Source organism: Streptomyces sp. NPDC004134 (assembly GCF_042874195.1).
Classification (GTDB): domain Bacteria; phylum Actinomycetota; class Actinomycetes; order Streptomycetales; family Streptomycetaceae; genus Streptomyces.
Map to the genome: position 1 here is coordinate 1 of NZ_JBIAMS010000043.1, position 13,460 is coordinate 13,460.

Consider the following 13,460-nt stretch of genomic DNA (forward strand, 5'->3'; position numbering starts at 1 on the left):
CCCGCGGAGCGGGTTCAGGGGCTGCTGCGCAGCCCCTGAACGACCCTTGCCGCTCCGCGGCAAGGGTCGTTCAGCGTTTCACGCTGGCATTCACGCTTCGCGTGAATGAGAAAACCCGCTCCGCGGGTTTTGCCCACTCCGCTACGCTCCGCGGGAAAGGCGGCAGGCTGGAAAAGGGCGGGTGGTCTGCGTCGCAAGTGATGCAGCATGTGAAGTCCCGAAACTAGCGTAGTTGCCTTGATGACGTCTGGTCAGGTTTGACTCTCGGCACCTTCGCCCGCACACCCCTCGGGTACATCCCATGGGAGCGCGACGGTCAAGGATGCATCGGGGAACGCGATCCATAGGGAGGCGGGATTGTTCAGACTAGAAGCCCGGCAGACACCTTGCTTGAGAGACAGAGAACCAACCATGATGCATTGCTTTGATGCATCATGTAGAATCTCGAAGGAAGTGTTACACTCTGGCTGCTTCCGTCGCCGGGCAGGGAGAGGTCTAACTCCGCCCCCGTAGATCCGAGTTCAGCACCACAATCTGCCGCCTCGTAGGGGAATTTGATGCACACGGAACCGAGCACACTGCGGCCGCACCAGATCGAAGCAACGGATGCAGCCGTGCGCGCCTTGGAGTCGAAGCCCGGCCGGGGCTTCCCGCCGGCCGGGCTTCGGGCGACGGTGGTGTCCGCGTGCGGGACAGGTAAGACCATCACCGCCGCACACGCGGCGATGCGGATTGCTCCGTACGGCCGCGTCCTGGTTCTGGTGCCGACGCTGGATCTGCTGTCGCAGACGGTGGCCGCGTGGCAGCGAGAGGGTCGGGGCGGGATGTCGGTGGCGGTGTGCTCGCTGACCGACGATCCGGTGCTGTGGAACGCCGGCGTGCAGGTGACCACCAGCCCGCCCCAGTTGGCCTTGTGGCTGGCCGGGAAGAGCCACGTGACCGTGTTCGGGACGTACTCCAGCCTCCCGGTCCTCATCGAGGCCCACGAAGGCTCCTACGGGCAGCGGCTTGACCGCTGGGACTTGGTCGTCGTCGACGAGGCGCACCGCACGTCTGGGTCGATGGGCAAGGCGTGGGCGGACGTGCACGACCAGGCGCTGCTGCCGGCGGATCGTCGGCTGTATCTGACGGCTACGCCGCGGATCTGGGAGGCGCGGCCGCCGGTGGATGTCCGTGAAGGGGTGCGGGAGGCGCTGCGGCAGGAGATGGCGGCGTCCATGGATGATCCGGCGGTGTTCGGGCCGACCGTTTACGAGCTGCCGCTCGCCGAGGCCGTGCGCCGCGAGTTGCTGGCGCAGTTTCAGATCGTCGTCGCCGAGTTGCGCGACCCCGAGCTGGCCGACGGGCAGTTGCGTGGTGGGGAGAAGCGGTCCGAGGTGGTGCGGGGGAAGCGGATGGCGGCGCTGCAGACTGCTGTCCTCGAAGTCGCCGCGGAGCACGGCCTGAAGACGATGATCACGTTCCACCATCGGACGATGGAGGCCGAAGCCTGGGCCGCCGGCCTGCCGGGCGTGGCCGCGAAGCTCCACGCGATGGACCCCGCCCGGTACCCGGCGCGGCGGCTGGTGTGGGCGGACTGGCTGTGCGGCGAGCACGAAGCCGAGCACCGTCGCTCGGTGCTGCGGCAGTTCGGTGACCGCCTCGATGAGCAGGGTCGGCCGGTGCGACAGGCGGTGCTGTCGAACTGCCGGGTCCTCGGTGAAGGTGTCGACGTGCCCGCGGTCGACTCCGTTGCCATCGTTGACCCCAAGGGGTCGGTGGTGGATATCGTTCAGGCGATCGGCCGGGCGCTGCGGCAGCAGCCGAAGCAGGGGAAAGTCGCCACCATCGTCGTTCCTGTTTTCCTGGAGCACGGGGAAGACCCGGAGGAAATGTATGCTTCGGGGAATTGGGCGCCTCTTGTGAAGGTCATGGCTGCTTTGCGGTCCCACGATTCCAAGATGGTGGAAATGCTCGCCATCCCGCAGGACCACACGTCGCCGGTGGAGCCGTCGACGTCGATCGGGACGCCGCCGGCAGAGGGCGCGGAAGAGGGCCGGCTGCTGCTGCGGTTCTCCAGTAAGCGGAGTCCGGAGGCGATCCGGCGGTTCGTGGACATGCAGGTGATCAACCCCGTACGCGAGACCTGGGCGCGGGGGTTCGCCGCGGCGGTCCGTTACCAGGCCGAGCACGGCAACCTGCGTGTTCCGCTGACGTACCGCGACCCCGGGACCGGCTACCCCACCGGCAGGTGGATCTCGGATCAGCGCACGGAGTACGCGGCCGGGCGGATGGACGACGGCGAAGGACAGGACCGTCGACGGCGGCTGGACGAGATCGGGATGGTGTGGTCGGCGCCGGATCTCGCGTGGGAGGAGAACCTCGCGGCGGCGAGGGAGTACTTCGCCGAGCACGGGACTTTGTGCGCGCCCCAGGGCGCGGCGGCGGTGGGGAAGCCGGTCGGGCAGTGGCTGTCCAACCTGCGGCGCCCCGGCGGGCTCGGGAAGGACCCGATCCGCGCGGCGCAGCGGGCCGCGGACCTGGCCGCGATCGACCCCGAGTGGAATCCTCGCGAGCTTGGCTGGACCGTCGACTGGCAGCGCAACTATGTCAAGGTCCGTGCCTGCCAGGAGGGTGGGGCTTCGGTCGAGGAGCTGGCGGTCGGTGTACGGGTCGGGGGTGAAGACGTCGGGCGGTGGCTGAAGCGGCAGCGGGAAGGCTGGGACGGCCTCAACGTCGAGCAGCAGCGCCGTTTGGAGGAGTTGGGCGTCGCGGCCGCCGTACGGACCGCAGATGGGCGCACAGCGCCTCCTCGGGGTGGTGCGCGGGCTGCGGCCTTCGAGCGCGGGCTCACCGCCGCCCGGCAGTACCGCGAACGCGAAGGAATTCTCGACGCAGTGAGCCGGAACCACGTCGAGACCGTGGTCGACGACGACGGCGCCGAGTACGACGTTCGGCTCGGGGTGTGGCTGACCAACGTCAAGACCCGTCGCGGGTCGCTGACGCCGGAGCGCGCCGAAGCACTGAACGAACTCGGACTCAGATGGACATGGGCGCGGTAGACCACGGATCCTCACCGACCTGTAGAACCGTCTCGTCAGCTTCGGGTTCGGCGTAAGGCGCGTACGGGTGACTCCGATCGCGAACCGGGGATGCGTCCATCACTCCGAAGCCCTGATCACCTGGGCGGCCGTCGCTCTCATGAGCAGGCGTCTCGCCCGTAGAGCGAGCGCCACCTCCATCTGGCCGAGGAATCCAGCGCCGACCAAAGGCTGACCGCCCCTATTCCTCTTCTTCCTCCTGCGTCGCCGCTGGCGACGCAGGAGGTCGTGCATGGTCTGGAGCAACTGGCCTGGCGCGGCCGCCGCGAGGCCCTCACGACCTTGCCGGGCTCCTGAGGCATTGCCACGGAGACAAGGTCACCGGCCGCCGGAAGTCCAGAAGTACAGGTACCAAAGGGCCCCGCTCTTTCCGCAGTACCAGTTGTCCCACTCGACGCCCAAGGGGGCACCGTGCGCCCGGCAGCTTGCCTGGGTGAAGTACCAATCGACGTACGTCCACCCGGCAGCAGTCGTCGTCGGCGTGGCGGCAACGCTCGCGAGCTGACTATCCGTACGGACCTCAGCGCTTGCGGAAGTGCCGGGTGCCGCTGTGGGAGCTGCCTGGGCCGGTACCGTCATGAGGCCTAACCCGGCTATGGTCCCGAGAGAGAGTCCTACGAGGACCTTTCGTGTGCGCATGAATACCCCTCCTAGATCTTGAGCTGTTCGGGTGCTCGGAATTCAGGATGGCGCGCGGGACAGCACTGGGCCTTGTTATTCCGCGCAGGGTTATTGCCGATTCGGGCACACCGTGGACGGCAGGTTTCTGTAGTCCCGCGGGGGGATCCCGTAAGTGGCCCGGAACAGGCGGCTGAAATGTGTCGGGTTGGTGAAGCCCCAGCGTTCGGCGATGGCCTGGATGGGGCGCGCGTTCAGGCGGGGGTTGGTCAGGTCGAGGCGGCAGTGTGCCAGGCGGCGTTGGCGTATCCAGGCTGCCGGAGAGGTGTCGTCCTCGGCGAGCAAGTGCTGGAGATGGCGCAGCGAGATGTGGTGGGCGTCCGCGACTGTCTGGGGGGTCATGTCCTGGTCGGCGAGGTGTTGCTCGATGAAGGCGGTGATCCGCACGCGGAGTGCGCGGCGGCGGGCTTCCGGGCTGAGTGTCTCCTCGGCGCCCTGGTGGCCGGCGATGACGGAGGCCAGGAGGTTCAGGGTGATCGAGGTGAGGGTGGGGGTGTCGACGGGGGTGAACTCGTCGGCGCGGGTGTTGAGGTCGGCGAGCCAGCGGACGAAGGTCCCTCCCATACCGCGGCGCCCGTCGATCGGGGTACCGAGAACCTGCTGCACGGTCTTGTCCGGTAGCGGCATCAGCCGGCGGGGAAGCTGTACGGTCACATGTGACCAGCCGCCCTGAACGGGATGGACGTCCCCGTGGTAGGGGTGGCTGGTGTCCATGACCACCAGGTCGCCGGCGTGCAGCGCCGTATCGCTCCCGACTAGGGAGAGTGTTCCTTCCTGGTGGAGGAAGCAGTTGATCTGGTATGCCTCGGGGTCGTGCTGGCGGATCGCCTTCGCGGTTCGTACGATCTCCAGGTGCGGGAAGGACATCGTGGAGACCCGCAATTCTCCCAGTTGCAGGGCCCGCATCCTGGCGAGGAAGTCGGCCTGATGGTCACTGCGTAATCGGTTGGGCATGTGCGAGTTGTTGGTGATCTCGGTGAACAGCTCGAACCGCTCCGGTGCCGCTACGGCCTCTGTGCTGAACTCCGTCACGAGCATGCCCGGCCCCCTCCCTCACCGGTTTCACAGCAGGTTGTTGTGGCGTGGGGACGCCCACACCCTCCCGTGCGCTTTCGTCAGCCATGTCCGCTGGCCCACACGCGGTGTGCACGTGGGCGCGCCGGGCATGTACGAATCTGCTCGGCAGACGTCGAGAATGCTTACCTTGCCGCTGGACTGACAAGACGGGTCGACGTTCGAGCACGTTCGGAACGTTGCTCACACGTTCCGAACACACCTCTGGGTCAGCCGCTCTCGAACGCCTCGCTGCCGCGGTCGCCGCGGACCAGGCAGGGCGTCGACGAGGAACTGGAAGACGCGGGGATTGTTCGTGATGGTCTGGCGATGGAGGGTGACCGGCGGCCTGTGGGAACCGTACCGGGCGCTCCAGCAGGTTCTCCCCGATGCGTCCCGTAGGGGTTCCCCAACGGCTTCCTCCATCGAGTATGCAAGTGACGGCGCGACGGCTTCGGTCCGGACCGCCGCTCGATCGGGCGATGGGCAGGCAGCGCGAACTCGTTATCGGCCTTCGGCCGTCGTTGGGGGATGCGCGCAGTGGAGCGGCGTGGCCGCCGCATCCTGCGAACCCTGGGGCTGGTGCACGTCGAGCTCGTTGCCGCCGACGAGACGACCGCGGCGGCGGTGCCCGCCGGCCTGGCCGGCCAGTAGCAGCCGGCCACCACGGCGGGACCCCGGTAAGGACGGGCTCATTGTCGACTTGGTGACCGACCCCACGTCGGCGCAGGACGGCAGATGATCGCCGCGCGGTGGCTGCCAGCCTCACGAGTTCGCAGGTGGAGGCGGCCGGGGTCCTGGGCGACTGCTGAGCCGGCGTCCCAGTCACCGCTGCCCGGTGCAGCGCTGGTAGGAGGGGGTGTCAGCCCTGACGTTCGGGTTGGGTCGGCCAGGTGCACGGCAGGCTCACGATGCGGGCGGCGGTGTAGCGGGGGTCGTGGAGTTCGTCGGCGAGGGCGCGCAGGTGGGTTTGTCGGGCGGTGTTGATGCTGCTGGCGGGGAGGTACATGGCGGCGGCGGTGAGGTTGGAGCGCTCCAGTCAGCGGCAGCGGCCCAGGGTGGATGTGGACCAGGGCGGCGGCGCGGGCGTACGGGCCGTCGTAGACGGGTGTTCCACGGTGGCGTTCGACGGCGACGCCGAGGTCGTCGATGGCCTGGTCGCCGGCGCCGGCTCGTTCGGCGACTTCGAGGATCCAGCACAGGTCGACGTGACGTGCACGGCGGGGGCGTCAGGCTGCTGTATCTCTCGACGTATCCTCGCCGGGCTGCCGGGCGGGGTTGTTCCTCCAGGTCTTTGAGGAAGTCGCCGAAGGTGTCGATGAGGCGCTGCGCTGCGGCGATGCCGCGGCCGCGGGCACGGGTGGTGTCCTCGGTGACGAGCTGCTCGATGTACTCGTTGAGGTTGAGCCCGCGGGCCTTCGTGGCGCTGCTTCACCCAGTCTCGTACCGCGGTCTCTGTCAGGTCGAAGTCCTTGGCGCCTCGTCTGGGAAGCCCAGATCCGGCAGGTCGCCATGCCTGGCTGGGAGGCGGCTGGGAGCTCACATCGGAGTAGGAAGCGCACGTCCTCAAGGTGCTCTTCGAGCTCTTCGACAAGTTCCTGGCCGACCGGGACGCCGCTTGGGGGTCGTAAGGCGCCTTCCGCATCAGGAAGGTCCCGGCAGCCGGCGGCTGGGGGCGGAAGATCGCGCGCGGCGCGCGATCGGCATGGCCGTCGCCGAGCCTCCCGTCGGCTGGAAGCGAGGGATCGGCTATAACCATCGACTACGCATCGCCCGGCGGGTGGTCGAGGCGGACTTCCTGGCTGTCGACCCCAGGGTCCGCAGCCAGCGGCTGGGCCACCGACTGCTCGCTCACCTCCGGGCGCACTACCGGGCCCAGGGCTACCGGATCGTTCGGCAACCTGCTGAAGAGTGACGCCTCGCTCGTCGACTACGCGGCTCCGGTCCGAGGCGCCTGCGCCGGGCCAGCCTGCATCATGCATTGTGCCCGTCGTGACCGAGCGCACCCCGGCGAAGGGCCCCGGATCTGCTGCCCGGCCTCATCGACACCGCTTGCCTGCTCCCGTACACCTGCCACCGGAGCAAGAGAGGACCGAACGCGCCCACAGCGACGGGAGTCGCCGGCGGGCGCGCCGCCGCCCGAGGCCCGCCACGCCGGCGGCGAGGCCAGGCCCTCGTCTTGGACACGTGCACCTTGTTCTGAGCACGCCATCGGACGAAGCACCGGCATCTGGCGGCCCCCCGGGCGAGCTACTGGCTGTGAGACGTTGCCCAAGGTCGGAGGCGATAAGGAACTCAGACGTACGTCGTCCAGCAATTGGCACGTGTGCGGATGGACGTACCGTCCTGGGTGCACGTGGTGATCATGCCGACCCTGGACAGGTCGACGTCGCTTCCTGCTCCCGGGCCGTTGTTGCTGCCGTTGGAGTCCTCCGCGTAGCCCACTACGGCATCACCGGAGGGGTTGTACGCGGTGGCGACGACCCGTCGTCCATCGCTGTACGTGTCCTCGACGTACAAGGTGCCCCAGGTCCTGTCCAGGCTGGCGTGCCCCCGGTTGGAAGGGCTGGTGTAGCAACGGATCGTCTCCGCTGAGGCGGGTGATGCGCTAAGGAGAAGCACTGCGCCGGTAACTGCCCCCATCACGGCAGTGGCACGCCTGCGTGCGCGACTGGCCATCGTCCATTCCTCCTTCAGGTAGGTGTCGTTGCTGCTTTCCTGCCTTAAAAGATGCCGAGCCGGCGGTATGGAGTCCTTGTCAATCCACGCGGGGCTCTTAACGATTCGCGCACGCTTGGGCCCGCCAGAGCAGGAAGCGCACGTCCTCAAGGTGTGCTCTTCGAGCCCTTCGACAAGTTCCTGGCCGACCGCCGCCGCAGGCGGCGCGTCACGGGCGTGACGCAGTTGTTCATGACAGTTCGATGGACGTCGGGCGGTGGCTCAAACGGCAACAGGAACGCTGGGACGCCCTCAACGCCGAGCAGCAGCACCGGCTCGCGGAGTTCGGCGTCGCGGCCGCCGTACGGCCGCCGGAGGCCCGTACAACGCCGCCCAAAGGCGGAGCGCGGGCCTCAGGCTTCAACACGGCCTCGCCGCCGCCCGGCATACCGCAAACGCGAAGGCAACCTCGACGTAGTGAGCGGCAAACACACCGAACTCGTGGTCGCCCCTGTGACCGGAGAAGAGACGAGCGTCCGGTTGGGCGTATGGCTCAACACGGTGAAGAGCCGCCAGGGGACGCTGACACCGGAGCGCGCCGAGGCGCTGAACGAACTCGGGCTCAGGTGGAGGTGGCAGTGGGCTCGGATGCGTAATGGCGGTGGCCAGCCCGGCTTCCTGGAGGGCTCCCGCGCTGGCGGCGTCAAGGGGGGCGGCTGCCTTCCGACGCGGCGTGTCGGGCGGTGAGGTCAGGGGTGGTGGAACCGTCCGGCCTCCACACTGGCGGCCACCGGCGGCCGAGCCGCTGTCCGCCGGCCCGAGGCGTGACCCGGTACGGCCCGGGTCTGGCCGCTGTGGCGAAGCGTCAGGAGAGGTTCTGCTCGATGGCGGCGATGTAGCGCTTGATCGAGTGGTCCCGGACGCCGTCCGCGGCGGGGGCGAAGGCGTCCGCGGTCAGCCCCTTGGCCCGGTCCGCCAGACTGCCGAGCAGGCCCATGGAGTCGCGCAGCTTGCCGCCCGCGTCGATGTACCTGAGGGCATCGACATGCGTGAAGGCGGGCTCGGGAGGCAGTTGTGGAACGATGTCGTTGTTGTTCACGAACCGGTACATGCGGTTCGTGAAGCCCTTGTTGTACGCGGCCGCCAGGATGCGGTCGCAGGTGCGGGGCTGTCCGTAGGTGTAGACGCCGTCCGCCTGGAGCCGCGGATTCTCCAGGTACATCCGCGCACCGGCGAGCATGGCGAGCGCACCGCCGAGACTGTGGCCGGTGAACCACACCGTCTGGTTCTCTGTGCGCAGCTCCGCGAGGGTGTCCTTGACCTCGGGGAAGATCGACTGGAGTGCCTCGGCGAAGCCGTAGTGCACGTAGCCCGTGGTGGCCGGGCCCGGCCACGGGGGTGTGCTGGCGTCGGACAGCCAGTCACGGATCTGTGCCGGCTCCGTGCCGCGGAAGGCGATGATGATCATGTGGTCGCTGGCCGCGGTGTATGCCTGGCTGTCTTCGAGCGGGAACCGGGGAGTGAACCGCGTCTGGTGGTGGCGGACCTCGTCGAAGCCCCAGGAACGGGCCTGGGAATCGATGGTGGCCTCGTCCTTGTAGGCGAGGTCGGATGCCTGGGCCAGCCAGTAGGCCAGCGGGAGGCTGTATCCGGTCGTCGTGTGGTGATCGATCGCGGATGGTGCGGACATGCGGGCTCCTCTCGTTGTGCGTTGCGCTCGCGTCGTGTGGTGGAAGGTCACACTCTGGCGGCGCCGGGGCCGGCGTGTGTGGGCACCCTTCAGGGATCACCGAAACGGGTGGCGGCGGCTTCGTCGTAGACCTCCGGAGCCTCGATGGCCTCGGTGATGAGCACTTCCGACCTGGTCGAGCACCGGTCCCCGTCCTCCTCGACCACCCGGTCCCGGTAGTATCCGGAGGTGCGGACGGCCGTGCCGAACGGCAGAACCACCCCGGAAAAGCGCCCCACCACAGCCAAGGTCACACCGCCGGGAGTGGGTTTTCGCAGGTCGCTGCCGGCGCCGCTATCCTCCGGCGCGCAGACCTCCCGCATAGCCGCGAGCCCCCATGCCCGAACGTGCCCGGGCGCTGTACGAATTCGGACTCACGTGGGCATGAGCGCAGACACGAGCGGCGTATGGGGCAGGTATCTCGATCAGCTGGCTGTGGGGCTCGGCTGTTATGTGCTCCGGGCGTCGCTCGATCGATGTCAGGCCGAAGAAATTCAGTGGCAGTGACCGGGTGCCGGGCCGGTGGCGGTGGTGCCCAGGTCATCGGAGCGGCCGGCGCCGACGCGCGGCCATTGTGCTGTGGGACGTCCACCCGGCCACTCCCGCAGCGGCGGCCAGTCGGGAGCTCCGCCCAGGGTCCGGGTGGCCTGTCCGAGGCGGGGCCAGCCTGTGGGTGAGTCCTCCCAGTCCTCCTGGCGCCCGAAGATCGTGAGATCCATGAGTGCGTAGCTGTTGTCCACCGCCTCGGCCCCGCGGCGCTTGGTCCAGTACGTCTCGAAGACACGGTCGCCGTCGCGCAGATAGCACACCAGGTGGAACAGGCCGAGTTCCCGGCCGACGAGAAGCGGCTCGAGGGAGGGCTGGGCGGAGTACCAGGGCATCGTCCAGCCCATGAAGGCTCGGTAGCGCAGGCTCTCCTCGTATGACCTCTGGGCGTCCCCGAAGCCGTAGGCGGTGTTCCGTCCCTGGCAGAACACGGCGAAGGTGATGCCGCGGGAGTGGAGATAGGCAAGCTCGCTTACGTGGCTCATCACCCAGGTACAGCCTTCGCACTGCTCAGCGGCCGGGCGGCCGGGCCACCACATGAAGTAATAGGCGATCATCTGACGCCGGCCTTCGAACGCATCCAGGAGCGTCGCGGGGCCGCCCGGCCCCAGCAACGGGCTGTCCGCGGCCACCTCGACCATCGGGAGCCTGCGGCGCGCGGCAGCGATCGCGTCGCCTTCGCGGGTGTGGGCCTTCTCCCTCGCCCGCAGCCCCTCCAACTGCTCCTCGAAGGTCGCGCGGTCGGCCACCGGCGGTTGCGCCTCACTCGGGTCCTCGGCCATCACCGGCTCCTGGCATCGCTTGTCCTGCGGCTACGGGTCGCTTCTCAGCAACGTAGTCGCCCGTCGGGATCGTCGTCATGCACAACCCGCCCCGGCTCTACCGCCCCCGAACACGCCGGCGGCCACTGCGGCGGGCCGGCGTACCGACGGCCCTGGCCGCCGCCTGGTCCGGGCCCGTCTGCGCGCCCCTTCGGCGGATCGGTCCGCGCACCCCGGGCGTGTCCCGTCCCCCACTCCCCCGCCCCGGGTGCTCAGCACTCCCCCGCCCCGGGTGCTCAGCCGGTCTGGGCCATCCGTGTGAACCAGTCCGCCGCCGCGTCGGCGACCTCCTCCAGCGCGCCCGGTTCCGGGAACAGGTGCGTCGCGCCCGGGATGACGCGCAGCTCGTGGGGTGCGGTGAGCCGCTGCGCGGCTTCCTCGTTGAGTTTGATCACGGCCTCGTCCCGGCCGCCTACGAGCAGCAGCACCGGCGCACGCACGTCGCCGAGCACGGCGCCGGCCAGATCCGGGCGGCCACCGCGGGAGACCACGGCCCGTACCAACTCGGGACACCCGGCCGCGGTGATCAAGGCCGCTGCGGCGCCCGTGCTGGCGCCGAAGAGCCCGATAGGCAAATCAGTGGCGCGGACCGCGAGCCAGTCCACCGCACCGCTGAGCCGGCCCGCCAACAGGGAAATATCGAAACGGTACTCGCGGGTGACCGCATCGGTCCGCTCCTCCGCCGGCGTCAGCAGATCCAGCAGCAAGGTGCCGAAACCGCGGCCGTTCAACTGGGCAGCGACAGCCCGGTTACGCGGACTGCACCCCGAACCACCACCACCACGCACGAACGCGTACCCGGTCCCCGCACATCGTGTGGCGGCGCATCGGCGGCCACGGCATCCTCACCGACCCGTAGAAGGCACCTCGGCAGCGGACGGATACGGGACAGGTCCTCGCCCCGGAGTGGGCCGCCTACCCCTTCACCCTGCGAGGAAAGGGGGTGAGCCCGGCCAGCTCACGCCGGTTCTCGATCGAGAGCGTTAGACCGCCTTCTCGTAGGAGAGGGAGTCATTCGGGCACTGAGTGGCGTGGTCCTTGAGTGCGGCGAGTTCGGCCGGGTCGACGCCGAGGTCCCAGCGCAGCTTCGTCGCCACCCAAGCTCGGGCTGAGGTGGACATGAGGTGTCGGAGCATGGTGGCGCTTCCGGTTCGCAGCGGAATGCCTGTATGGGGAACTCGGACCAATCCGCTGCGTGGGCGGCTTCGAATGTGAGGTGTGAGGAGCCCACAGCGATCAGACACCCTCCGCGCTAGGCGTACCGCGGCCGCGCATACTGCCGTGACGGTTGCCGCTGCCGGGTTGAGTGGGCTGGTCGCTGCGGGGGCGGCGTTGGGGGTCGCCGACTTGGTGGCGGTCAGTGTGCGGGTCGAGGCGGCGCCGTTGAACGCCGTGGGGGCGGGCGTCGTCGACGTGACGCCTGCCGCGGTCAAAGACTGGGCGATCCGGAATTTCGGCGAGGACGACAAGCTGGTCCTGAAGTCGGGCGTGCTGGTGCTGCTGGCGCTCTTCGCCGTGGCGCTCGGCGTGCTGACACTGCGGATGCGGCGTACCGGATCGGCTGGCGTGCTGGCCTTCGGCGTCCTCGGCGCCGCCGCCGCGCTGAGCCGGCCAGGGCTGGGCGCCGGGCCCACGGACGCGCTGCCGTCTGTGGCCGGGGCGGTCGTGGGAGCCGGGGTTCTCTACGCGCTGTCGGGGCTCCTCCGCCAGCGCGCTTCGGGCCAACCCGTGCGCCCCGCTGCCGCCAAAGGTGAGTCCCGCGAGGTCGGCGCGCCCGGACCCACCGATCCCCCGCAACCCCCCTTCGACCGGCGCCGCTTCGCCCTCGCTGCCTCCGGCGCCGCCGCGGGGTCCGCCGGGGCGTGGGCGCTCGGGCGGGAGCTGGGCACCGGGCGGGCCGCCGAGGCGGTGGCGTCGCGGGACCGCCTGATGCTGCCCGTACCCGCGTCAGCCGCGCCCCCGCTGCCCCGCGGCACCGACCTCGGTATCGACGGCCTCTCCCCGTACCTCACCCCCAGCCGCGACTTCTACCGCGTCGACACCGCCCTGGTCGTCCCCAAGGTCGACACCACGGCCTGGCGCCTGCGCATCCACGGCGACGGCGTCCTCCGCGAACTCTCCCTCCGCTTCGCCGACCTGCTGCGCCGCGAGCTGATCGAGCGCCACGTGACCCTCACCTGCGTCTCCAACCAGGTCGGCGGCCCGTATGTCGGCAACGCCCGCTGGATCGGCGTCCCCCTGGCCCCGCTCCTGCGCGAGGCCGGCGTGCGGCCGCCGTCGCGCGGCGGGCCCGCGGACCAGCTCGTCGCCCGCTCCGTGGAGGGCATGACCATCGGCACCCCGGTCGAGACGGTCATGGACGGCCGCGACGCCATGCTCGCGCTGGGCATGAACGGCGAGCCGCTGCCCTTCGACCACGGCTTCCCCGCACGCATGCTGGTGCCCGGCCTCTACGGCTACGTTTCCGCCTGCAAGTGGCTGACCGAGCTGGAGCTGACGACCTTCGACGCCTATGACCCGTACTGGGTCCGGCGCGACTGGGCCGCCCGGGCGCCGATCAAGACCCAGTCCCGTATCGACACCCCCCGTCCCCTGTCCACCGTCAAGGCCGGCCCGGTGGCGGTCGCTGGCGTCGCCTGGGCGCAGCACCGCGGCGTCGAGCGCGTCGAGGTCCGGATCGACGGCGGCCCGTGGCAAGCGGCCCGGCTCGCGGCCGAGGACAGCATCGACACGTGGCGCCAGTGGGTGTGGACGTGGGACGCCGAACCCGGCTCCCACACCCTCCAGGTACGCGCCACCGACCGCGGCGGCGACGTCCAGACCACCGCCCGCGCCCCGGTCCTCCCGGACGGCGCCACCGGCCGTCACTCGGTGGTGGTCGACGTCATCTGACCC

11 protein-coding genes and 1 pseudogene are annotated in these 13,460 nt (G+C 69.4%); 5 read left to right on the top strand and 7 right to left on the bottom strand.

The genetic code is table 11. From position 1 onward, the window contains the following. Positions 1–557 precede the first annotated feature (557 nt). Positions 558–3,041, top strand: a complete 2,484-nt coding sequence (locus ACFYVJ_RS33835) for a Helicase associated domain protein (protein ID WP_388900036.1) — start codon at positions 558–560, stop codon at positions 3,039–3,041. 768 nt (positions 3,042–3,809) lie between these two features. Here ACFYVJ_RS33835 and ACFYVJ_RS33840 read toward each other — a convergent pair. After that, positions 3,810–4,796, bottom strand: coding sequence for a helix-turn-helix domain-containing protein (locus ACFYVJ_RS33840; protein ID WP_388900039.1), 987 nt, complete (start codon positions 4,794–4,796; stop codon positions 3,810–3,812). Positions 4,797–5,673: 877 nt separating this feature from the next. Further along, complete coding sequence (locus tag ACFYVJ_RS33845; protein ID WP_388900042.1) at positions 5,674–5,820, bottom strand: hypothetical protein; 147 nt, start codon at positions 5,818–5,820, stop codon at positions 5,674–5,676. Between ACFYVJ_RS33845 and ACFYVJ_RS33850 the strand changes: the two genes are divergently transcribed. Both ACFYVJ_RS33850 and ACFYVJ_RS33855 read left to right on the top strand, forming a co-directional pair. Beyond that, on the top strand, positions 5,819–6,109 hold the full coding sequence (locus ACFYVJ_RS33850; protein ID WP_388900045.1) for a hypothetical protein: 291 nt from the start codon (positions 5,819–5,821) through the stop codon (positions 6,107–6,109). The two genes, ACFYVJ_RS33845 and ACFYVJ_RS33850, sit on opposite strands and share 2 nt — an antisense overlap. Positions 6,110–6,516: 407 nt before the next feature. Next, entirely contained in the window at positions 6,517–6,726 is a 210-nt protein-coding gene (locus tag ACFYVJ_RS33855) for a GNAT family N-acetyltransferase (RefSeq protein ID WP_388900048.1), read from the top strand. 380 nt (positions 6,727–7,106) lie between these two features. On the opposite strand, the gene ACFYVJ_RS33860 is transcribed toward ACFYVJ_RS33855, so the two are convergent. Then, positions 7,107–7,331 carry a hypothetical protein gene (locus ACFYVJ_RS33860; RefSeq protein WP_388900051.1) on the bottom strand — a complete coding sequence of 75 codons (225 nt, stop codon included), beginning with the start codon at positions 7,329–7,331 and terminating at the stop codon, positions 7,107–7,109. Positions 7,332–7,721: 390 nt separating this feature from the next. Between ACFYVJ_RS33860 and ACFYVJ_RS33865 the strand changes: the two genes are divergently transcribed. Continuing rightward, positions 7,722–8,216 (top strand): helicase associated domain-containing protein, encoded by a 495-nt coding sequence (locus ACFYVJ_RS33865; protein WP_388900107.1) that lies wholly within the window; start codon positions 7,722–7,724, stop codon positions 8,214–8,216. Between the two features lie 118 nt (positions 8,217–8,334). On the opposite strand, the gene ACFYVJ_RS33870 is transcribed toward ACFYVJ_RS33865, so the two are convergent. The 4 genes and pseudogenes from ACFYVJ_RS33870 to ACFYVJ_RS33885 form a co-directional block, all read right to left on the bottom strand. Further along, positions 8,335–9,159, bottom strand: coding sequence for a lipase family protein (locus tag ACFYVJ_RS33870; protein ID WP_388900053.1), 825 nt, complete (start codon positions 9,157–9,159; stop codon positions 8,335–8,337). An 89-nt stretch (positions 9,160–9,248) separates the two neighbouring features. Further along, positions 9,249–9,521, bottom strand: coding sequence for a hypothetical protein (locus tag ACFYVJ_RS33875; protein ID WP_388900056.1), 273 nt, complete (start codon positions 9,519–9,521; stop codon positions 9,249–9,251). Positions 9,522–9,692: 171 nt separating this feature from the next. Continuing rightward, positions 9,693–10,526: a DUF899 family protein gene (locus ACFYVJ_RS33880; RefSeq protein ID WP_388900059.1), complete on the bottom strand. Its 834-nt coding sequence runs from the start codon at positions 10,524–10,526 to the stop codon at positions 9,693–9,695. Between the two features lie 275 nt (positions 10,527–10,801). Beyond that, positions 10,802–11,356 (bottom strand): annotated as a pseudogene (locus ACFYVJ_RS33885) (dienelactone hydrolase family protein); the annotation flags it as partial. A gap of 427 nt (positions 11,357–11,783) precedes the next feature. On the opposite strand from ACFYVJ_RS33885, the gene ACFYVJ_RS33890 reads away from it, so the two are divergent. Beyond that, positions 11,784–13,457 (top strand): molybdopterin-dependent oxidoreductase, encoded by a 1,674-nt coding sequence (locus ACFYVJ_RS33890; protein WP_388900064.1) that lies wholly within the window; start codon positions 11,784–11,786, stop codon positions 13,455–13,457. Positions 13,458–13,460 lie beyond the last annotated feature (3 nt).